At 59.3% G+C, this 20,342-nt stretch carries 17 protein-coding genes, 1 rRNA gene and 2 pseudogenes; 12 read left to right on the top strand and 8 right to left on the bottom strand.

Features of this window, described 5'->3' with window-relative positions; genetic code table 11:
• Positions 1-3 precede the first annotated feature (3 nt).
• From rrf to K5E40_RS15765, 4 genes are all read left to right on the top strand, one after another.
• Positions 4-119: ribosomal RNA gene (gene rrf / locus K5E40_RS15780) — 5S ribosomal RNA — on the top strand.
• Positions 120-268: 149 nt separating this feature from the next.
• Positions 269-928, top strand: a complete 660-nt coding sequence (locus K5E40_RS15775) for a paraquat-inducible protein A (RefSeq protein WP_221731595.1) — start codon at positions 269-271, stop codon at positions 926-928.
• On the top strand, positions 915-1,538 hold the full coding sequence (locus K5E40_RS15770) for a paraquat-inducible protein A (RefSeq protein ID WP_221731594.1): 624 nt from the start codon (positions 915-917) through the stop codon (positions 1,536-1,538). Before K5E40_RS15775 ends, K5E40_RS15770 begins: the two co-directional genes overlap by 14 nt.
• Positions 1,531-3,834 (top strand): intermembrane transport protein PqiB, encoded by a 2,304-nt coding sequence (locus tag K5E40_RS15765; RefSeq protein ID WP_221731593.1) that lies wholly within the window; start codon positions 1,531-1,533, stop codon positions 3,832-3,834. Before K5E40_RS15770 ends, K5E40_RS15765 begins: the two co-directional genes overlap by 8 nt.
• A gap of 112 nt (positions 3,835-3,946) precedes the next feature.
• Here the strand turns inward: K5E40_RS15765 and mksF are convergent, their stop codons facing one another.
• The 3 genes from mksF to mksB are packed head-to-tail and all read right to left on the bottom strand — an operon-like array spanning position 3,947 to position 8,752.
• Positions 3,947-6,787 carry an Mks condensin complex protein MksF gene (mksF, locus tag K5E40_RS15760; RefSeq protein WP_221731592.1) on the bottom strand — a complete coding sequence of 947 codons (2,841 nt, stop codon included), beginning with the start codon at positions 6,785-6,787 and terminating at the stop codon, positions 3,947-3,949.
• Positions 6,784-7,485, bottom strand: a complete 702-nt coding sequence (gene mksE, locus K5E40_RS15755) for an Mks condensin complex protein MksE (protein ID WP_221731591.1) — start codon at positions 7,483-7,485, stop codon at positions 6,784-6,786. Before mksE ends, mksF begins: the two co-directional genes overlap by 4 nt.
• Positions 7,475-8,752, bottom strand: a complete 1,278-nt coding sequence (gene mksB / locus K5E40_RS15750; protein ID WP_221731590.1) for an Mks condensin complex protein MksB — start codon at positions 8,750-8,752, stop codon at positions 7,475-7,477. The genes mksE and mksB overlap by 11 nt, the downstream gene beginning before the upstream one ends.
• 233 nt (positions 8,753-8,985) lie before the next feature.
• Between mksB and K5E40_RS15745 the strand changes: the two genes are divergently transcribed.
• Positions 8,986-9,735 (top strand): energy transducer TonB, encoded by a 750-nt coding sequence (locus tag K5E40_RS15745; RefSeq protein ID WP_221731606.1) that lies wholly within the window; start codon positions 8,986-8,988, stop codon positions 9,733-9,735.
• Positions 9,728-10,180, top strand: coding sequence for a ribosomal protein S18-alanine N-acetyltransferase (gene rimI / locus K5E40_RS15740; protein WP_221731589.1), 453 nt, complete (start codon positions 9,728-9,730; stop codon positions 10,178-10,180). The genes K5E40_RS15745 and rimI overlap by 8 nt, the downstream gene beginning before the upstream one ends.
• A 102-nt stretch (positions 10,181-10,282) precedes the next feature.
• On the opposite strand, the gene K5E40_RS15735 is transcribed toward rimI, so the two are convergent.
• Complete coding sequence (locus K5E40_RS15735; protein WP_221731588.1) at positions 10,283-10,687, bottom strand: serine kinase/phosphatase; 405 nt, start codon at positions 10,685-10,687, stop codon at positions 10,283-10,285.
• Between the two features lie 151 nt (positions 10,688-10,838).
• Between K5E40_RS15735 and can the strand changes: the two genes are divergently transcribed.
• A complete protein-coding gene (can, locus tag K5E40_RS15730; RefSeq protein ID WP_221731587.1) occupies positions 10,839-11,483 on the top strand; it encodes a carbonate dehydratase in 645 nt (214 codons plus the stop codon).
• A gap of 8 nt (positions 11,484-11,491) precedes the next feature.
• Here can and K5E40_RS15725 read toward each other — a convergent pair whose 3' ends face one another.
• The 3 genes from K5E40_RS15725 to K5E40_RS15715 form a co-directional block, all read right to left on the bottom strand.
• On the bottom strand, positions 11,492-12,016 hold the full coding sequence (locus K5E40_RS15725) for a lysine methyltransferase (protein WP_221731586.1): 525 nt from the start codon (positions 12,014-12,016) through the stop codon (positions 11,492-11,494).
• A gap of 181 nt (positions 12,017-12,197) precedes the next feature.
• Positions 12,198-13,367 carry a hypothetical protein gene (locus tag K5E40_RS15720; RefSeq protein WP_221731585.1) on the bottom strand — a complete coding sequence of 390 codons (1,170 nt, stop codon included), beginning with the start codon at positions 13,365-13,367 and terminating at the stop codon, positions 12,198-12,200.
• Between the two features lie 119 nt (positions 13,368-13,486).
• Positions 13,487-15,187, bottom strand: a complete 1,701-nt coding sequence (locus K5E40_RS15715) for an acid phosphatase (protein ID WP_221731584.1) — start codon at positions 15,185-15,187, stop codon at positions 13,487-13,489.
• A gap of 351 nt (positions 15,188-15,538) precedes the next feature.
• On the opposite strand from K5E40_RS15715, the gene K5E40_RS15710 reads away from it, so the two are divergent.
• The 4 genes and pseudogenes from K5E40_RS15710 to K5E40_RS15700 all read left to right on the top strand — a co-directional run bounded on the left by K5E40_RS15710 (position 15,539) and on the right by K5E40_RS15700 (position 19,062).
• Positions 15,539-16,852, top strand: a complete 1,314-nt coding sequence (locus K5E40_RS15710; protein ID WP_221731583.1) for an MFS transporter — start codon at positions 15,539-15,541, stop codon at positions 16,850-16,852.
• Between the two features lie 115 nt (positions 16,853-16,967).
• A pseudogene (locus tag K5E40_RS35650) lies at positions 16,968-17,696 on the top strand (PAS domain-containing protein); the annotation flags it as partial.
• Positions 17,676-18,284 (top strand): methyl-accepting chemotaxis protein, encoded by a 609-nt coding sequence (locus K5E40_RS35645; RefSeq protein WP_409339139.1) that lies wholly within the window; start codon positions 17,676-17,678, stop codon positions 18,282-18,284. The pseudogene K5E40_RS35650 and the gene K5E40_RS35645, both read left to right, overlap by 21 nt.
• Before the next feature lie 178 nt (positions 18,285-18,462).
• Entirely contained in the window at positions 18,463-19,062 is a 600-nt protein-coding gene (locus K5E40_RS15700) for a flavin reductase family protein (RefSeq protein ID WP_221731581.1), read from the top strand.
• Positions 19,063-19,155: 93 nt separating this feature from the next.
• Here the strand turns inward: K5E40_RS15700 and K5E40_RS15695 are convergent, their stop codons facing one another.
• Positions 19,156-19,524: a DUF6124 family protein gene (locus tag K5E40_RS15695; protein ID WP_221731580.1), complete on the bottom strand. Its 369-nt coding sequence runs from the start codon at positions 19,522-19,524 to the stop codon at positions 19,156-19,158.
• Between the two features lie 577 nt (positions 19,525-20,101).
• On the opposite strand from K5E40_RS15695, the pseudogene K5E40_RS15690 reads away from it, so the two are divergent.
• Positions 20,102-20,332: pseudogene (locus K5E40_RS15690) on the top strand (type VI secretion system tip protein VgrG); the annotation flags it as partial.
• Positions 20,333-20,342: the final 10 nt, after the last annotated feature.

Here is a 20,342-nt window from a genome sequence, read left to right as displayed (position 1 = left end):
TTTCTTGACGACCATAGAGCGTTGGAACCACCTGATCCCATCCCGAACTCAGCAGTGAAACGATGCATCGCCGATGGTAGTGTGGGGTTTCCCCATGTGAGAGTAGGTCATCGTCAAGATTAAATTCCGAAACCCCAATTGCGAAAGCAGTTGGGGTTTTGTTTTGCTCGCAGGAAAGTTTTTTACTCACGGTAGCGAACAAATTTGCACAGTTATTTTCGAATCAGAACACTAGAATAGTCCCACCTTTTTCGGAGCCAGAGTCTTTATGTCAGAGTCGGTTGACGCTCCCGGGCTGTCAGATTTACCGCTGGAAGACTTGGTGGCCTGTCACGAGTGCGACCTGCTGATGCGCAAGCCAAGACTTGCTCATGGCGAGAAAGCGCTCTGCCCACGCTGCGGTTACGAGTTATACGCCCACCGCCATAACGTGGTGCAGCGCAGCCTTGCCTTGGTTATCGCTGCACTGCTGCTCTACATCCCCGCGAACTTTTTACCCATCATGCAGCTCAATCTACTCGGGCAGTCGTCTAACGACACTGTTTGGAGTGGCGTAGTCGGTCTGTTCGAGACCGACATGCAGGGCGTCTCAATCGTCGTCTTCCTGTGCAGCATGGCAATTCCGCTACTCAAGTTGCTGTGCCAGTTGATGGTATTGCTGACGATCCGCTTCAATGTCGGTCGCAGCTACGGCTTGCTGCTCTACCGCATTTATCATCACCTCAGGGACTGGGGAATGCTCGAGGTTTACCTCATGGGCGTACTGGTGGCGATCGTCAAACTGGCGGATATGGCGGCCATCACTGTTGGCCTCGGTTTGGTGTGCTTCATCGGCTTGTTGTTGGTACAGGTCTGGCTGGAAGTGGTGATGTCACCGCATCAGATCTGGCAGGCGTTATCTGGAGAGGATGCTCATGCGGGCGATTGATGCGGGCATTCTGATTTGCACCGAATGCCATGAATTGAACAGGCAAGAGGCGGACACCCATGAGCAAACCTGCACCCGCTGCGGCGCGCTGGTTCATGCTCGCCGCCCGAACAGTCTGGCCCGAACCTGGGCATTGTTGATCACGGCCGCGATTATCTATATCCCGGCAAATGTCTTGCCGATCATGACTGTCAGCTCTTTGGGTCAGGGTGATCCGAGCACCATCATGTCGGGCGTGATTCAGTTGGTGCAGCACGGCATGATCCCCATTGCTGCGGTAGTGTTCATCGCCAGCATTGTGGTGCCGACCTTCAAACTGGTCGGCATTGCATTGCTTCTGTTTTCGGTGCAACGACGTCAGCCGTTGTCAGCGCGTCAGCGTATCTGGATGTACCGTTTCATCGAGTTCATTGGCCGCTGGTCGATGCTCGATATTTTTGTGATCGCCATTCTCGTGGCGGTCGTCAACTTCGGCCGGCTTGCCAGTGTCGAAGCCAATCTTGGCGCCATCGCCTTCGCCACAGTGGTGATTCTGACGATGCTTGCAGCAGTAACTTTCGATCCCCGACTGATTTGGGATAACACGGAGTCGGACGACGACCATGACTGATTTGCCTGTAGCGAAAACCCGACCGGCTTCGAACTGGTCTGCCATTTGGGTGTTGCCTCTGATCGCCCTGATCATCGGCGGCTGGCTTGGCTGGCGTGCCTACTCTGAAACCGGCATCGAGATTCAGGTGCGTTTCGAAAGTGGTGAAGGCATCCAGGCCAACAAGACCGAGGTCATGTACAAAGGCATGTCGGTTGGTAAGGTCAAGGCCCTCAAGCTTGATGATGAAGGCAACTCCAAAGGCGTGATCGCCACGGTCGAGATGAACAAGGACGTTGAGCAATACCTCAAGACCAGCACCCGCTTCTGGTTGGTCAAGCCGAGCGTGACGCTGGCCGGTATTACCGGGCTGGAAACGCTGGTCTCAGGTAACTACGTCGCGATCAGTCCCGGCGAAGGCGAGCCTGCGCGCAAGTTCAAGGCGCTGCCCGAAGAGCCTCCGCTGTCTGACGCCAAGCCCGGTCTGCACCTGACCATCAAGGCTGATCGACTCGGTTCGCTGAACCGCGGCAGCCCAGTGTTTTATAAGCAGATCAAGGTCGGTCAGGTCAAAAGCTACCTGCTCTCGGAAGATCAAAGTACCGTCGAACTCAAAGTCTTTATCGAGCCGACTTACGCCAAACTGGTGCGCAAACACACGCGTTTCTGGAACGCCAGCGGCATCAGCATCGATGCCAATCTGTCCGGGGTAAAAGTGCGCAGCGAATCGTTGGCCAGCATTGTCGCTGGTGGTATTGCCTTCGCCACACCGGAGAACCGCAAGGACAGTCCGCCGACTGATCCAAGCCTGCCGTTCCGTCTTTATGAAGACTTCGATGCCGCCGCCGCCGGGCTCCGGGTCAAGGTCAAACTCAGTGACTTCGAAGGCCTGCAGGCTGGCCGCACGCCGGTTATGTACAAAGGCATCCAGGTCGGCAATCTGAAAGCGTTGAAAATCGACCCGGATCTGTCCAGTGCCACCGCGGAGCTGACGCTGGATCCACTGGCCGAAGACTATCTGGTGGATGGCACTCAATTCTGGGTGGTTAAACCGTCGATTTCCCTGGCGGGTATAACCGGGCTTGAAGCGCTGGTGAAAGGTAACTACATCGCCGTGCGCCCGGGCGACAAGGGCGGTACACCGAAACGTGAATTCGAGGCTCGCCCGAAAGCGCCACCGCTGGATCTGCGTTCACCGGGCCTGCACTTGGTACTCTTTACCGATACCCTGGGCTCGCTCGAGGTCGGTAGCCCGATTCTGTATAAACAGGTCAAGGTCGGTTCAGTACAGAGCTATCAGTTCTCCAGAACCAGGAAGCAACTGGTGATCGGTGTTCACATCGAGAAGGAGTACGAAAATCTGGTCAACGCCTCGACCCGGTTCTGGAACGCCAGTGGCATTACGCTGACGGGCGGCTTGACCGGGGGGATTGAGGTTAAAAGTGAATCGTTGCAAAGCCTGATGGCCGGTGGCATCGCCTTTGAAACGCCAGTGGCCAAAGCACCGTTGCACAAACGCATTCCGCGCTTCCGTCTGTTCGCCAATCATGATGAAGCCAATCAGAAAGGCGCCGTGGTGACGATCAAGGTCGATCGCGCTGATGGTTTGCGCAGTGGTACCCCGGTTCGCTTCAAGGGGCTGGATGTCGGCAAGATCGAAAGCGTTGATCTGACCGACGATCTGCAAGCCGTCATCCTGACCGCGCGAATCACCGAAGTGCCAGAGAAGATCGCCCGCTCCGGTAGTCAGTTCTGGGTGGTAAAACCTGAACTGGGTCTGATCAAAACGTCCAATCTGGAAACCCTGGTCACGGGCCAATACATCGAGGTGCAACCGGCCGCGAAGAACCTTGGTCCGCAGAAAAACTTCGTTGCACTGGCCAATCCACCGGAGGTGACCAAGCAAGAGGCGGGTCTGAGTCTGGTGTTGAGTGCTGCTCGCCGAGGTTCACTCAAGCCTGGTGTGCCGGTGACCTATCGTGAAATCACTGTGGGTAAGGTCACGGGTTACGAGTTGGGCCAGACGGCCGACCGGGTCTTGGTACACATTCTGATTGAGCCGAAATACGCGCCTCTGGTGCGCAGCGGTAGTCGATTCTGGAACACCAGCGGCGTGGGCTTCGATATCGGCTTGTTCAAAGGTGTGACGGTACGCACGGAGTCGCTTGAGACGGTGATTCAGGGCGGGATTGCTTTTGCCACACCGGACGGTGAGCGGATGGGCAATCCGGCGCGTCCTGAACAGACGTTCCCGTTGTTCGACAAGTTTGAGGATGAGTGGCTGACCTGGGCGCCGAAGATTTCGCTCGGTAAGTGATCAGGATTTGATCTGGCGTCTTCCCAGACCGTCACTACAAACCCCAAGCCATAAAAAAGGGCCGCGATCCAAACAGATCGCGGCCCTTTTTATTGCCTGCTGTTAAGGCCGATCACACCGCATCCATCTCCGGTTCATCGGCTTCAACATTGAGGGTCGCCTTCACCACATCGTGACGTCGGATGTACTTCCAGTCCGCTTCGTCGATGTAGATACCGGCCGGGCCGCTGCCGCCTTCCAGGTCGATGGCGACACTGGCGCAGACTTGCGGCTTCACACTCGCCAGAATCGGTACGAAGCCCAGTTGCAGACTGGTTTCCAGCAGCGCAGCCTGGTTCTTCTCGTCGATGTCCGCCGCCTCGTCGAGGTAGTACGGCAGGCGCACGCGACCGGCCTGATCGCGATCCATCAAGTGCAGCAACAGATACATGTTGGTCAGCGCCTTGATGGTCATGGTGGTGCCGTTGGACGCCGCGCCGTCGATGTCGGTGTGGATCACCGGCTGGCCGTTGACCTTGGTGATCTCGAAGGCCAGTTCGAACAAGTCCTTGAGACCGAGTTGGTTGTGGTTCGCCGCCACCAGCCGCGCCAGGTATTCCTTGGCCTCTTCGTTTTTGTTGTCCTGCTCGGCGCTTCGGCTCAGATCGAACACCGACAGGGTTTCGCCTTCTTCGTACTGACCGGCGCTGTGGATGATCTGATCGATGTGCTTGAGCGCTTCCTTGTTCGGCGCCAGCACAATGCGGAAGCTCTGCAGGTTGGAGACCTGACGCTTGTTGATCTCGCGGTTGAACAGCGCCAGTTGATGCTCAAGGCTGTCGTAGTCGCTGCGGATGTTGCGCAGCGTGCGGGCGATGTCGGTGACCGCCGCGCGACGGGCCTTGCCCAGGGTCAGGGCTTCGTCGGTACGGTGCGCGTATGCGTTGATCAGCAGTGACAGACGGCGCTCCATGTCGTCTTCGCTGTCGAACTTGGCCACGCCTTTGAGGCGCACTTGTGCGTACAGCGCTTCGATCTGGCCATCGGCGCGCAGCAGGCCCTGCCAACTGTCCTGATAGTCGTTGAGCAGCGGCAACAGGTTGTCCATCGAATCGTCGACCGGATCCATGAACGGCGTACCGAACGGCAAGTCCGCCGGTAGCAACTGACGGCGACGCAGAGCATCGTCGAGGGTGCGTTGTTTGGCTTCCATGTCGGCGATCTGGCGGCCGACCAGTTGCAGCTTCGCCGACAGTTGCTGGACGCGCTCGGTGAAGGCATCACTGGAGCGCTTCAGTTCGTCCTGCGCGCCTTCCATTTGCGCCAGTTGCTCAAGCTTGTCGCCTTCTTCGGCGCTCAGCGTCTGAGTACGTCGGAAGTCTTCCAGGGCTTTCTGCGCATCCAGCACTTGCTGGTACAGCGCTTCGGTCTGGGTCTTGCTCGCGGCGCGGTCGGCGGCTACAGCCTGTTGAGTCTTGAGTTGCTTGAGCTCTTTTTCCAGACGCTCTTTCTGATCGCGCAGCGCGGCACGGTCGGCCAGTGCTTGCAGGGCCGGTGGCTCGATGTGCGAGATGTCGATCGACAGCCCCGGCACTTCGAAACGCTCGCCCTTGAAGCCATCAAGGATCAGCTCAACCGATTTGACCCACTCGCCATCCTCGTCGAGGGTGATGCCGTGTTCGCCCAGCGGCAGGCTGAACAGTGCGCTGTTGAACAGGCGCATCAAGCGCTCGACGTCCTGCTGCGAGAACTCTTCGCGCAGGCGTGCATAGCTGTTGTTGTCGGCGTGATCGAGTTGCTGCTTCACCGACTTCAGGCGTTTTTCCAGATCGCGTAGACGCTCTTCCAGATCCTCGGCGCTGAACTGACGGGACTGTGCCAGCGCACCGGCCAGTTCGTCGTGGGCGTCTTTGGCCGCGAGCAGTTGCTGCTCCAGCACTTTGACGTCGTCGACCAGGGCAAAGCGATTCTTCAACACGGACAGCTCGCCGAGCCAGCGCTGGATGCCGGCGATTTCGCGTTCCAGCCGCATCAGCTCCTGTGTGCCGCCGCGCTGATTGTTTTGCAGCGCGTCCTGCTCGCCACGGTAGTGGTCGGCCTGAATGGTCAGCTCTTCTTTGCGCGCACTGGCGTAGTCCGACCAGGTGCCGAGCAACGAGTCGAGCAGCGGCGACAGGCGATGCAGTTTGCCGCGCAGCACGTCGCGCTGTTTCACGCCGTTGGCCAAGGCTTCGACCAATGGTCCAGCGGCAACCAGCGAGTTGTAGTCCTGCTCCATGCGGCGTACATCGCGGAACGCTTCTTCGCACGCGGCGATGTAATCGACGCTGCCGGAACGCAGGCTGTGTTCGAAGGCATCGAGGAACAGTTGCTTGAGCTTGGCCGCGGTGATTTCGCGCATGTGCAGCAGGTTGATGAACAGGGCACGGAAGGTTTTAAGGCTCTGTTCGCTGGTGGAACGCAAAGGGATCAGGGTCAGGTCCAGCGGGATCGACGTGTGACCGCCGACCAGCAAGCGGCGCAGTTCATCGGGTTTGAGTTCGTAGGCTTTCAGGCCTTCACGCTCAAGGTTGCTGAACAGCTCTTTCTGGCGCAGGCAGGTGTCGTTTTTCTGGTAGTGGGCCAGATCGAGCTTGCCGGCGTAGGCAAAGAACTGGTGACCGAAACCGCCGCCCGGGCCACGACCGACTACGCCGATAACGTGTGGGCCGTGGGGCAGGTTCACTTCGACGAGGATGTAGCTGGTGTCGGAGGCGAAGTAGAAGCGTCGCGATTGTTCCAGGCTGTACTTGCCGAAACTCATGTCCGACATGCGCGCCAGAATCGGGAACTGCAAGGCGTTGATCGACGCCGATTTACCGAGGTTGTTCGCGCCATAGACCGACAGCGGTTCTTCCAGCGGAAACAGGCCGAGGCTGTAACCGGCGGTGTTCAAAAGGGCAAAGCGGCGGATGCCGTAGCGTTCCTGGCTCATGCGTCGGACTCCTGTTCTTCGGCAATGGCACGGGCCAGTGCGTCTTCTTCGCTTTCTTCGTCAAATTCGCTGAGATCGAGCGGGTCGTCGGTTTCCAGCAGTTTGGCTTCGGCGGCTTCGTCGATCAGCACTGGCGCCGGCAGCGGCAAGACGCTGTGGACGCTGGCCGCCAGATCGCGGTCCTGCTGCACCGACAGGCACACGTCGAGGAAACGGTGCATCGGCGGCAGGAAGCGATAAACGCCGTTTTCTTCGCCGGCGAAACCGAGTTGGGTCATGCGGCGCATGATTTTTTCTTCGAGCTCTTCAACCGTCTGCACTTCAGCCTGAATGAACAGGTCGCGGTACTTCTCCAGCAGCGACGGCAGTTCTTCGCGACCCAGGCTGCCGCCGTCGAGCACGGCAATCGGGTCGCGGCCCTGATCGGCCAGGTGCTCGACGAGGATGAAGGTGAACAGCGCCAGGCGCTGGGCCGTCTTGTTCACCGCCGCAGCGGCCATGTCCGGCACGAAGTAATAGAAACCACGGGTGTCGCAGACCAGTTCGAAACCCAAGGCTTTGAACAACGTGCGGTACTGATCCTGGAAGTTCGACAGTTGTGCGTACAGTTCCGGGTCGCGGCGGCTGACGTGGTAGCCCTTGAACAGTTCGCGGAAGATCGGCGCCAGTTGGGACAGTTCGGAGAGATCAAGATGCATGTGGGATGCTCGCAGAATCCTCGGCGGCGGTGTCGCGGGCCGAGAGCAGGGCGAAGGAGCGCAGGCTGACCTGGTGCTCGTGAGTGTGGTATTCGCGGCGTTCCAGACGCTCGCGCTTGAAGCGTTTTTCCCGAGACAGGCGCGAAAACCAGTAAAGCAATTCGTCGGTGGCGCCGTCCGGTTCCTGCTCCAGCAGCCAGACCATCAAGTCCGGCATCGGCAGGGCGTCTTCGCAGCGGTCGAGCATCTCGCGCACGGTACGCGGCGCACGCGGGGCCTCGCCTTTTTGCGTCTTGTGCGCCTTGGGGAAGCGCGCCGGTTTTGGCTCGAAACGCGCCAACGCGTAAACGTAGGCTTCGACCTGACTGGCGCTGCCGAGGAAGGTGCTTTGCGGGCGGGTGAACAGCGGCATCGCGGCTTGTGGCACGGCATCGATGCCTTTACGGCGAATGGCCGCCAGGGCCAGCGCGGCACCACGGGTCACGGCGTTATGTCGACGGGCTTCTTCACGCAACGGCAGCAGCAGTTCGCGGGCATGACGCAGGGTCAGTTGGGCGCTGGTCTGCATTTCGAGGATGCGCGCGTGGGTGCGCAGCAGCATATCGTCGTCGACCAGATGGCCGAGGCGCTGTTGCTCGCTGAGCATCTTCAGCAACACGGTTTCGACCTTGCGCACGCCTTGCTCGAAGGCGCCGTCGGCGTTCACCAGATCGATCATCGGCTCGACGTATTCGTCCCAGGTTGCCAACACTTCGGCATAACGCTGACGCAACGGAATCTGACGATCGCTGGTTTTGGCACGTTCGGCCACGGCCACCAGCGCTTGCTCGTCGTTATCGAGTTTTTTCAGGACGTCGCGCACGCGCATGTCGAGCAAGCGCAATTGGCGGGCGAGGTCATTGCCATCACGGATGTCGAACGCGTCCTGGATGTAACCGGCCAGACGTTCGAGGTGACGCAGATAGGCTTCGATCTCCAGGCACAGGCCCAGACGGTGCTCACGGCGCAGGTAGGCGAGAAAGTCGTGAATCTGTGCGTTGAGCTCGAAACGATTCGGGCTTTTCGCCACAGGCACCAGAATGTCGAGGCGAATCCACACGTCGAGCAGGCTGGTGATGTCCTGCGGCGTGCTGTCCAGTTGTTGGGCGGCCAGTTGCGTGCGCAGTTCGTTGAGGCTCAGGGTGCCTTGGTCGAAGTGCTCGCACAGTGGCTCCAGAAGTGCCCAGTGTTCAGCGAGGGCGCGCAAGACGCGCTTGGGTTCGATCATCGGAATGGCCGGCTGGTTGGCGATTAAAAGCCGCGATTGTACTGCATCACGAAGGATGCGATTCACTCTCGGGACGGGCTGTCGCATTTTCGAAGGTAGAGAGCTCAGGCCAAGGCTATCGATCAACAGCAAGCGATCTTGAGCGAAGGGCGGTAGAATCGGCACACTTTCAGTTATCCACAAGTGGCCGACCCTTGCTTATCGAGTCCCGCCGCCGCGCCTATTTGAACGCCATGCAGGTGGTCAACTGGCTGCCGCGCACCGAACTGCCTTTCGCCGCCCCCTCGCGCCCCGAGCTGCTGGACATGCCCGAGCCTGAGATTGAGGTGCCGGTGGTGCTTGCTCCGAAGGCCGAAGCCCCGGTGCAAGCGGCTGCCGCGCGCCCGGCCGAGCGGCCGAAGATCGAAGTGCCACGCCCATCGCTGGCGAGTACCCGCACCGGTGCCAAACCGGTGGAAGAGGTCGACGACACACCGGTCGTCGCCAAACCGGCGCCGGTTCCGCCACCGCGTTTCGCCCTGCAATTGCTGCGTGCCGGGCGTTGCCTGCTGCTGGTCGAGTTACCCACAGGGGAGCCGTTCCAGAGTCGCGACCCCGCTTATCTGCTGCTTAAAGACATGCTGCGCGCTGCCGGGCTGCCGGATGCGCCGCAGATCGTCGGCGAGCCGGTGCGCTGGCCGTGGTTGAACCGCGGCACGATGGATCAGGGCCCGGAAGCGGCGCGCGACTTCGTGCAGGGTTTCCTCTCGGTGCAAATGGAGGCGGCGCCGTGTGCCTGCCTGTGGCTGATCGGCCTGCCAGCGGTGCGTTTTGCCGGTGAAGCGGACGCCGAAGCGTTCAATCGTGAATTGCAGATCGAAGGTCTGGGCTCGGCCTGGGCCATCCCAGGTCTGGAATTGTTAATGGAAGAGCCACAGCGCAAGGCCGCTGTGTGGCAAGCCATGCGTCGGCTGATGGCGCGCTGGAAAGAATCGAATGAGTGACGCTGTAACGTTCCGCCCGATGATCGAGGCAGACCTGGACGCTGTGCTGAAGATTGAGTTCGCCGCCTACAGCCATCCGTGGACCCGCGGGATTTTTCTCGATGGCCTGGGCAAGTATCAGATCTGGCTGATGTTCGAAGGCCAGCAGCAGGTCGGTCATGGGGTGGTGCAGATCATTCTGGATGAGGCGCATCTGCTGAACATCACGGTCAAACCGGAGAATCAGGGCCGCGGGCTGGGCCTTGCGTTGCTTGAGCACCTGATGTCGCGGGCGTATGCGGCGTCTGCCCGAGAATGCTTCCTGGAAGTGCGCGACAGTAATCGGTCGGCGTTCAGGCTGTATGAGCGCTATGGCTTCAATGAGATTGGCCGGCGTCGGGATTACTACCCGGCGGTGGGCGGGCGTGAAGATGCCGTGGTCATGGCCTGCACCCTGGTTGACTGATATTGCTTAAAAGCTTCGCGAGCAGGCTCGCTCCCACATTTGAAATGCATTTTCCTGTGGGAGCGAGCCTGCTCGCGAAAGCGTTTTAGCGGGCAACAAAGATCAGCGGTTGCCATCAATCGGATCACGCCGCGCCAATTGCGCCTCATCCAGCCCATTACCACCGCCAATGTCATCCTCATCGACAATGCTCAAATCCCAATCCGCCTGATTACCTTCACCGGCTTCCTCGGCATCCCGCGCACCGTCTTCATGAATCAGTGTTTCTGGACTCATATCATCATCAGTCGGCTCATGGTCAGCAGTCGATGCACCTGTGAGCCCCGCCTCACGCACACGTTCCTCTGGCATCAACTGCTCGCGTTCGCGTTCGGGCAATTCATCACCGATCTTCGCGCTGGGCTGCTCGTCGTCGAAATCCAGTTCATGCACCGATCCCATGCGGTCTTCGTTATCATCGATGGGTTCCGGTTGCACCGCGTCAAAAGGGCGTCGTGAATCAGTCATGGCAATTCCTCATACTGTGGGCCTTACTGGGTGGACACACCGGGCACGGGAGAAATTCCAAGAAAATACTCTCGCGTTATCCATCGCGCATTCGTGACCTCGACGGGCGGTCGTCTGTCATACCTGCGCATCTTTCTTGAGGCCTTACAGCATGCACGACTTACAAAATCTGATTGATAACAACGAGCGTTGGGCTGACGCGATCACCAAGGAAGACCCGGACTTCTTCGCCAAACTGGCGCGCCAGCAAACGCCTGAATATCTTTGGATCGGCTGCTCCGACGCACGAGTGCCGGCCAATGAAATCGTCGGCATGCTGCCGGGGGACCTGTTCGTTCACCGTAACGTGGCCAACGTGGTGCTGCACACCGATCTCAACTGTCTGTCGGTGATCCAGTACGCCGTCGACGTGCTCAAGGTCAAACACATCCTCGTTACCGGCCACTACGGCTGCGGCGGTGTGCGGGCGTCGATGCAGGATGGCCAGCTCGGTCTGATCGATGGCTGGCTGCGTTCGATTCGCGACCTGTATTACGACAAGCGCGATGAGCTGGCGAAACTGCCGACCGAAGAAGAGCGCGTCGATCGCCTGTGCGAACTCAACGTGATCCAGCAAGTTGCCAACGTCGGCCATACCAGCATTGTCCAGAATGCCTGGCATCGCGGGCAGAGCCTGTCGATCCACGGTTGCATCTACGGCATCAAGGACGGTCGCTGGAAAAGCCTGGACACGACCATCAGTGGTTTCGAGCAGTTGCCGCCGCAGTACCGTTTACGTCCGATCGGCGCGTTGTAATCGGCTGATCAACGTGAGCGGGCGTGTCGCCAGCGCTGCAAAAAGTGCTGGCCTTCGCGGTTGGGTGGTTCGTTGTAACCAGTGATCCAGCCGCGACAACGTGGGGAACCACAGTGGCAGGCGAACTGGTGCGGCAGTGTGTCTTCGGTGGCGGCGTGGTCCATGGTCAGCCGCTCGCCGCTGTGGATATCTTTCAATGCCCACAGCCATAACTCACTCATGTCCAGAAACACGTTCGGGTCGCAAGAGTGTTCCAGTAGCCCGCAAAAGCGCGGGTCGTAAATGTGGATGCCCTCCATCAGTTGGCGGGTTTGCCGGCAGCGGTAGGGCAGCAATTGCCCCGAGACCCGGCACATTCGGCTGATACGCATGAATTCACGGCGTGCGACGACTGCCGTGGGCGTGCCGTGTTCATCGTGGACGATGGTGTAGTCGGCGCTGGATGGAAAACCCAGACGCACGGGCAGCCCGGCAAACGGGTAGATGCCTTCGGTATCAGGTGGGAGGGGTTTTGCGCGGGCTTGAGTGTTCATAACCATCCTTGATCGAAAAAGTTGCGACTCCCTTGCACTGGCGTCCTGCCGGCTCTGCAACATGGCTATTTGGATCCAATCTTGTCTTGTAAGGTATAGCCCGTCTACTGTCAGATATGACAGGCGATAAAGACGCTTTCCCGCGTCAGTCATCACTGACGCGGGAATGGCACGGGCGTGGTTACAGGTGCGGAGAGGGGACGGCGGCGGCCGGCGGGGTTTTGAGCTGTTGCAGTTGCACCTTGATCGGTGGGGTGGCGCACTGGGCAGTGGCTTGTTCCGGCGTCATGTCGCGGATTGAGGTGTAGAACAACTCGCAGGTTTTGACTTTCTGCGTCACCTGCCAGGTCTGGGTGCAACTGTTGAGCGTGGTCTGTGGATTACTCCCCGGTTTGCTACCCATGCCGGCCTGCCAGCAAGCGGCGCTCAAATCCTGTCCCATGACTTTCAGGCCTGCTGCGTCAGCTTTGGCTTGCGCATCATCGCCGGTATAGCTTTTAGGGTCAGCGGCGTACCAGATGTAACTTGGGTGGTTCGAACCGAGGACGGGCACATTCACGCCTGCGCTTGGGCTGATCGTCGCCAGCCCCAGCACGCCGACCGTCGGCCCATACTGCTGCTTGATCCAGTTGCGTACCGGAGCGCCGAAAGCGACCATCGGCAGCGTTGTGCCGCTGGCGGTCTGACTGAACTGCTTGACCAGTGTGGTCTGGTAGTCCTTGAAGTAGTCATACACGCCTTCCAGGTCACTGCCAGCGTTGGACGGCGCAGCGATCGGGGCGATGTCGATGATGGTCTGGTAGGCCGGCGTCTGATCGGCGGCAATGCCATTGACCGTCAACAGCGTTGCCCAGCGGTCGGTGGTGTTCGAGCGCAGATAATCCTGCGCCTGGGTCAGCGAATAATCCGGTGGGAAGTGCAGCAGCTCGACGCTCTTGCGATTTTCCAGGGCCATGCCCAGCGGCAGGAACAGGTACCAGCTATAGGCCCATTTGCCGTCTGCGTTGAGCTTGCTGGCGCCGGTGTAGGCCAGATCGCCAGCATCGAGCAGCGCTGACAGCGGTTTATCGTAGTCTTTTGGCACCCCAGTGATTTCGGCGTAGAGCTGGCCGTTATCGGTTTTGACCAAGACTTTCGCATCGGTGTAACCGTCGCGTTGCACGCTTTGGCTCAGGTAGTGGGCGACAGTCTGCTCCAGCGACCAATTGCGAAAGCAGATCACGCTGCAATTGTTGGGGTAGGCGAAGAGGCGGGTAACGCGCTCGGTGCTGCCCAGTTTCAGGTCGACATCGGCGTGGGCTGCCGCGCTCAGCGTGAGCGCGGCGAGGGTGAGTCCTGCGAGTTTGAACATGCTCAGATCCTTTTCAGCGTGGTTTCCCCGCGAGTCGGGGGCGCCTCATATTGGATCAGCCGCGTGACGTAGAGAAGCCATCATTCGCAGTTTTTTGCAGCGTGTTGCAGGACTGGCACTCAGGCCTGAAAGTGCAGGGCGTTGGTCAAATCGCCCATGGGTTCCTGGCCGCGGGCAATCATCGCATCGTCACGCTGTTTGAGGCCGTCGAGCGTTTCCAGTTGGAAGACGCGGGTGATCAGCCGCAGGATCGAAGCCGTGTCATAGACCGTGTGATCCACCGTGCCCTTGCGCGCGAACGGCGACACCACGAGGGCGGGGACCCGTGAACCAGGCCCCCAGCGGTCGCCCTTGGGCGGCGCAACGTGATCCCACCAGCCACCGTTTTCATCGACGGTGACGATGACCACCATGTTTTTCCACTGGGGGCTTTGGCGAAGCACTTTCAGGGCACGCACGATGTGCCGGTCACCGGACGCCACGTCGGCATAACCGGCGTGCATGTTCAGGTTGCCTTGAGGTTTATAGAAACTCACCGCCGGCAACTTGCCGGCCTCGGCGTCCGCGAAGAACTTATTGGTAGTCGACTCGTCGCCCAAACCGGCATCGCGCAGGCGTTTGTTGCGCTCGTCCGGGTTTTGCGGGCCTTGCTGCTTGAAGTAGTTGAACGGCTGATGGTGATACTGGAAGTTCGGGATTTTCGGAATGCCACCGGAATCCTTGTATTGCTCCAGCGTCGCCTGCCATGCCCCGGCGTACCAGGCCCAGTCGACGTCCTTCTTCGACAGTTTGTCGCCGATGTGTTCGTGGGTCTGGGGCACCATGACGTTTGGCAGATCCGCTTTTGCGTACGCTGGGCGCTCCGGGTCGCGAATCCACGTTGGCCAGTAGGGCGGGGCAAGCGTATTGACGCCAAAACCGTCCGGCGTCAGTGCGCTCGGGCCGAACTGCGGTGGCCCGGTCATGGCGCTGGCCGGTGATTGCTCCAGCGGCTTGAGGCGCGGATCGGCCGGATCGTCGCTTCGCAGGGCGGCGATTTGGCTCTTGGCCACCGAGTGGGCAGCGTCTGGATAGAACGGTGCGGTAGCGCTGATCAGATACTGGTGGTTGAGAAACGAACCACCGAAGGCACCCTGAAAGAAGTTGTCGCACAGCACGAATTCCTGCGCGACGTCCCACAGACGCAAGGAATAACGGCTTTGGGCGTAGTGGCCCATGGTCAAGCCACCGGAGTCGGCCCAAGCGACAAAACCGTCGTTCTTGCCGCCGTTGATCTGCATCTGGTTCTGATAAAACACATGCCACAAGTCGCGAGTCACCAGCCCGAACGGCAAATCTTCGCCATTCGGGCCTTTGAGAGCGAACGGTGCATTGGGCAGGTTTTCCTGAAACTGGGTGGCGCTGGGGTAGGTCACGCCATCGAGGGTTTGCGGGCCGATCTGCAACACGCCGCCCCAGACCTGTGGCAGGGTTTGCAGCAGGCTGCCGTCGCGGTCGCGTTGTTGATAATCGGCAGGTTTGAGCGCTGACAACGGTTTTTCCACGCCGGGGAAATCGCCGAACAGGTTGTTGAAACTGCGGTTCTCGGCGTAGATGACCACGACTGTTTTCACCTGATCGCGCAGGGCCTTGTCCAGCTCTGCCGGGGACAATGGGCGTTCGGCCGGTTTGCCAGGCTGATCGCCGGCATGACTGCACCCGGCCAGTGTTGCGCCAACGCCCAGCACCGCGACGCCGCCGAGAAAGCGGCGGCGACTGGTGTCGGTGGGATTGTCGGATTCTGGCGAGGAGGAGTCTTTGTCGTTTGTCTCGTCGTTCATATCGCGCCCGTTTTGCTTAATTGTTTCAGTATGTTTCTGGCGGACGCTAGCAAGCGGATGTGACGGTTGGGTTACGATTTTGAGGTGGATGAGAAACTCATGCGGCAGCGGCGGTGCGACGATTCGACGGGGCCGTGAGTTCGGCGTGCCAGTCACATCATGGGTCTATGGCTTACCGCATTCGCGAGCAAGCCCGCTCCACAGGTTCTGTAGACAGGCATTGAGAGTAAATTTACGGCCCTTTTTTGGCTCAGGCTTGCCAAGCCGTGACTAGGGGCTGACGGGTTGTCCCTCAGTCCTTTTGCGTAGACCATGTGCGCCTTGGTTTTATGCCTGCCAGAGTTCTTTGCCATGACTGCCCAAACCACGGCCAAACCCGCGCCGTTCAGCCGTTCCGACTACAAGACCCTCGGCCTTGCGGCCATTGGCGGGGCGCTGGAGATCTACGATTTCATCATTTTCGTCTTCTTCGCCCTGACCCTCAGTCAGTTGTTCTTCCCACCGCAAATGCCCGAATGGTTGCGCCTGTTGCAGAGCTTCGGGATATTCGTCACCGGTTATCTGGCGCGGCCGCTGGGCGGGATTCTGATGGCGCATTTCGCCGATCGGCTGGGGCGCAAGAAAGTCTTCAGTTTGAGCATCCTGATGATGGCGCTGCCGTGCCTGCTGATCGGGATCATGCCGACGTATGCCCAGATCGGTTATTTCGCGCCGCTGCTGTTGCTGGCGCTGCGTATTTTGCAAGGTGCGGCGGTTGGTGGTGAGGTGCCGAGTGCTTGGGTGTTCGTTGCCGAACACGCCCCCACCGGCCATCGCGGTTATGCCCTGGGTTTTTTGCAGGCCGGGCTGACCTTCGGTTATCTGATCGGCGCGTTGACCGCGACCTTCCTGGCGCAAGTCTTCACCCCAGCGCAAATTCTTGATTACGCCTGGCGTTATCCGTTCCTGCTCGGCGGCGTGTTTGGGGTGATCGGTGTCTACCTGCGTCGTTGGTTGAGCGAAACCCCGGTGTTCATGGCGATGGAAGTGCAACGCGAGGCGCGGGTCGAATTGCCGTTGCGCACGGTGCTGCGCGAGCATCGACTGGCGATGTTGCCGGCCATGTTGCTGACCTGCGTATTGACGTCGGCCGTGGTGGTGTTCGTCGTCATCACCCCGACCATGATGCAGAAAACCTTCGGCATGACGGCCAGCCACACCTTCGCCCTCAGCGCCTTGGGCATTGTGTTCCTCAATATCGGCTGCGTGATCGCCGGCCTGCTGGTCGACCGTATCGGCGCCTGGCGCACCGTGATGCTCTATAGCCTGTTGCTACCGCTGGGCATTGGCATGCTTTACGGCAGTTTGATCGCGGGCGGTCACTGGGTAGGGCTGGCCTATGCCGTCGCCGGTCTTGGTTGCGGGGTCGTCGGCGCGGTGCCTTCGGTGATGGTCGGGCTGTTTCCGGCGCGCATTCGCGTGTCTGGCATTTCCTTCACCTACAACATTGCCTACGCCGCATGGGCGAGTATCACACCGCTGTTGCTGATCGGTCTGATGCCGTGGAGCCCGTGGATCTGCGTCATTTTCTGCGCGGTGATGGGCGCGGTGGGCATTTTGAGCGCCGCGTATTTCGGCTCTCGGATGCCGCGCACGGGCCAATGTCAGGTGGCGGGAAATGCCTGATTCGGCGTGCATGAAGTATTTTTGACTGACCAGTCTCAAGCGCTCTTCAGAAAAGCGTGCCAAGGCCGATGGTTAGGCTGTACACCGCCTCTCAACCTATCCATCGGTGCTTTCCATGTTCAACAAACGCTTGAAGCAAGAGCTGGCTGCTCTTCGTGAAGAACTTTCCAGCCTTAAGCAAGTGAAGGAAAGTCTGGATAGCGAGATGCTGGTGCTGACCCTTGAACCGGACGGACGGATTCAATCGGTCAACCAGAACTTCCTCAATGAGATGTTCTACAAGAGTCACGACCTGATTGGCCGTGCGATTGAAGACATCGTGCCGGCTCACGTCAAATCCGACGAATTCCACCAGCGCTTCAAAAACGCCATGGTCCGCGGCGAGCATTTCGCCGGTGCCGTGCGCCTGTTGCGTGGCAATGGCAACGAGGCCTGGTTGCGTTCGATCGTGCAGCCTGTGCGCTCCTCCGATGGGCGGACCCGGCACATCTCGATCTACTCCAGCGACCTGACCCGCACCATTGAAGCGTCCCGCGAGCACGAAAACCTGATCGGCGCACTGGTACGTTCCACGGCACTGATCGAGTTTGATCTCAACGGTAACGTACTGAATGCCAACGAGCGCTTCCTCAGCAGCATGGGTTACAGCCTGGCGCAGATCAAAGGCAAACATCACCGCATGTTCTGTACTCCGGAGGAATACAACAGCGCCGAATATCAGAACTTCTGGCATCGTCTGAACAGCGGTGAGTTTGTCGCAAACCGTTTCAAACGGGTCGACAGCCATGGTCGTACGGTGTGGCTGGAGGCTTCCTACAACCCGGTGGTCGATGCCAACAACAAACTGTACAAAGTGGTGAAATTCGCCACGGTGATCACCGATCAGGTCAACCGCGAACAAGCCGTCGCCGACGCCGCCAGCATTGCCTACAGCACCTCGCAACAAACCGACAGCACTGCGCAGCGTGGCACCACCGTGGTGACCGAAGCGGTGAATGTGATGCGAGACTTGTCGCGGCACATGCAGACAGCCAGCGAAGGCATCGAAGCACTGAACGAACAATCGCAAGTGATCGGCTCCATCGTCAAAACCATCAGCGGGATTGCCGAACAGACCAACCTGCTGGCGCTTAACGCCGCCATTGAAGCGGCCCGCGCGGGCGAGCAGGGGCGCGGCTTTGCTGTGGTGGCCGACGAAGTGCGACAACTGGCTTCACGCACCAGCCAGGCGACCGAGGAAATCGTCGGCGTGGTACGACAGAACCAGGACATGGCGCGCAACGCCGTCGCACTGATGACCGACGGTAAGTTGCAGGCCGAACAAGGGCTGGCGCTGGCGGCGGAGGCGGGCACGGTGATTGTCGAAATCCAGGACGGCGCGCAGAAAGTGGTCGATGCGGTCGGTCAGTTTGCCAATCAATTGTCCAACTGATCGGGAACAACCCGCCCACCTGTGGGCCTGAACTTGCTCGTGAAGAGGCCGTTACATTCAGCATTGATGTCGACAGGCCTGACGTCTTCGCGAGCAAGCCCCCACATGTTGTTTCATCGCCACTGCTTGCTGTGCACTGGCGCTACAATCGGCTCCTTTTCCCCGGAGCAGATCCCCTATGAGCGACGCCCACCGCCGCGCGGTTCCCCTGAACAAAGCCTACCGATTGCTCAATCACGGGCCGACCGTACTGGTCAGCGCTGCCCATGACGGGCAACGCAACATCATGGCCGCCGCATGGGCGATGCCGCTGGATTTCGAACCGCCGAAAGTCGCCGTCGTGCTCGACAAATCCACTTGGACGCGGCAATTGCTCGAAGCCTCCGGCACCTTCGTCCTCAACGTGCCGTGCGCCAATCAGGCCGACATTGTGCAAACCGTCGGTAACACGTCGGGGCTGGAAATCACTCAAAACCAAGGGCAGGACAAGTTTCAGGCGTATGGCTTGCAGACCTTCAGTGGTGAACAAGTCGACGCGCCATTGCTCGACGGTTGCGTCGCCTGGCTCGAATGCCGCTTGTTGCCTGAGCCGCGCAATCACGAACAGTACGATTTGTTTCTAGCCGAAGTCATCGCCGCCCATGCCGACGAACGCGTGTTCAGTGAGGGGCGCTGGCATTTCGACGGGCAGGAGGGTTTGCGCACGCTGCACCATGTGGCGGGCGGGCATTTCCTGACGATTGGTGATCCGGTGGATGGCAAGACGCTTTCGGTTTGAATGGCCGCTTCGTGATTGCTATTTGACCTTTGGCCACCAGAAATAAAAATCCGATGCCTGTACGGGCATCGGATTTTTTATGCGCCGCCGTACTTACGCCGTCGGCTGAACGTTATCCAGTGCCTGATTCACCGCCAACTCACTCAGCATGACGATTTGCGCGATGCCCAACGCAGTCTTGCGGTGTGAGGTATCGAGCACGGCGGCGAAGTTGTTGAGCATCTCGGTGACCGAGCCGAGGGTTTCGCTGGCATTGGCCAGCAGGGACTCGGTGTCATACGCCGGGTTGGCGAGGTACATCGGTTCAGCGGCGCGAGTGGACGCCATGATGTGGGCGGTCGGGTTCAGGTAGTGGTCGAGGGCGCGGTCGGCCGCTTCGTGGAGCTTTTTGCTGTCGATGGAGGCGTAGGGGGAGGTTGGATCGGTGTTTGTTTCGGGGGGATTGGGTGTTGGTTTTTTCATGGTGTTCTCCGATCAGGATTGGAGCTGGCCGATTCGGTTTCCGAACGAATAGGTGGCAGCTGTGCGCAGGTTGGAAACCCGGGGAACGGAGAACCCGGTTGACCCGAAGGTCTCCCACGCACAGCCGCCATAACGGAGTGCACACCATGAAGGTGCGCAAGGATACGTTATGAAAGGAGCTTGTGCGCTCGGTTCTACTCGGGGTTTCCAATCCCGGTCGCTGAATTGGCAGCGACGAGCACAGCCTAGAGATCGGACGTCCGACGGACAACCTGAAAACCTTGTGGGACGGTTCTGTATTTTTCCCTCAGTTGTTAAACATCCCGAATTGAAATACACAATGTGCCGCCCATCAATCCGGGCGTTGTTTGCCGTGGAATTTGAGTTAGTGATTTACCCGCCACTGATCTTCGATGAGGGGGGATTTTCTAATTCGCGACGCGTCCTACAAGTGTTGGCGAATCTCCCTACATAGAATAATCAGCTCCCTTGTTACCGTGCCCGCCAGTTCTCGCGAGCACAAACCAGGGACGGTTTCGACATCGCGCTCTTTTCCTCTTTGCTTAAGGATAAGCGTATGTTCCGACCGGCCAATGCGGCGCATTTCTCGTTGCAGATTCCTGCTATCCGTCACGACTTCAAGGTGCTGGCCTTCAGCGGCACCGAAGCGATCAGCAACCTTTACAACATCCACATTGAACTGGTCAGTGAGCACCCGGACTTCGATCTGGAGAGCTTGCTCAGCCAACCGGCGTTTCTGCAATTTGGCCATAACGGCGAAGGCATTCACGGGCGCATCGAAGACGTGCTGACCGACA

It is taken from the genome of Pseudomonas baetica (assembly GCF_019733355.1).
Lineage (GTDB): Bacteria > Pseudomonadota > Gammaproteobacteria > Pseudomonadales > Pseudomonadaceae > Aquipseudomonas > Aquipseudomonas baetica_A.
Note: the sequence above shows the minus strand (reverse complement) of the source record. Positions and strands in the feature narration are given on the sequence as shown.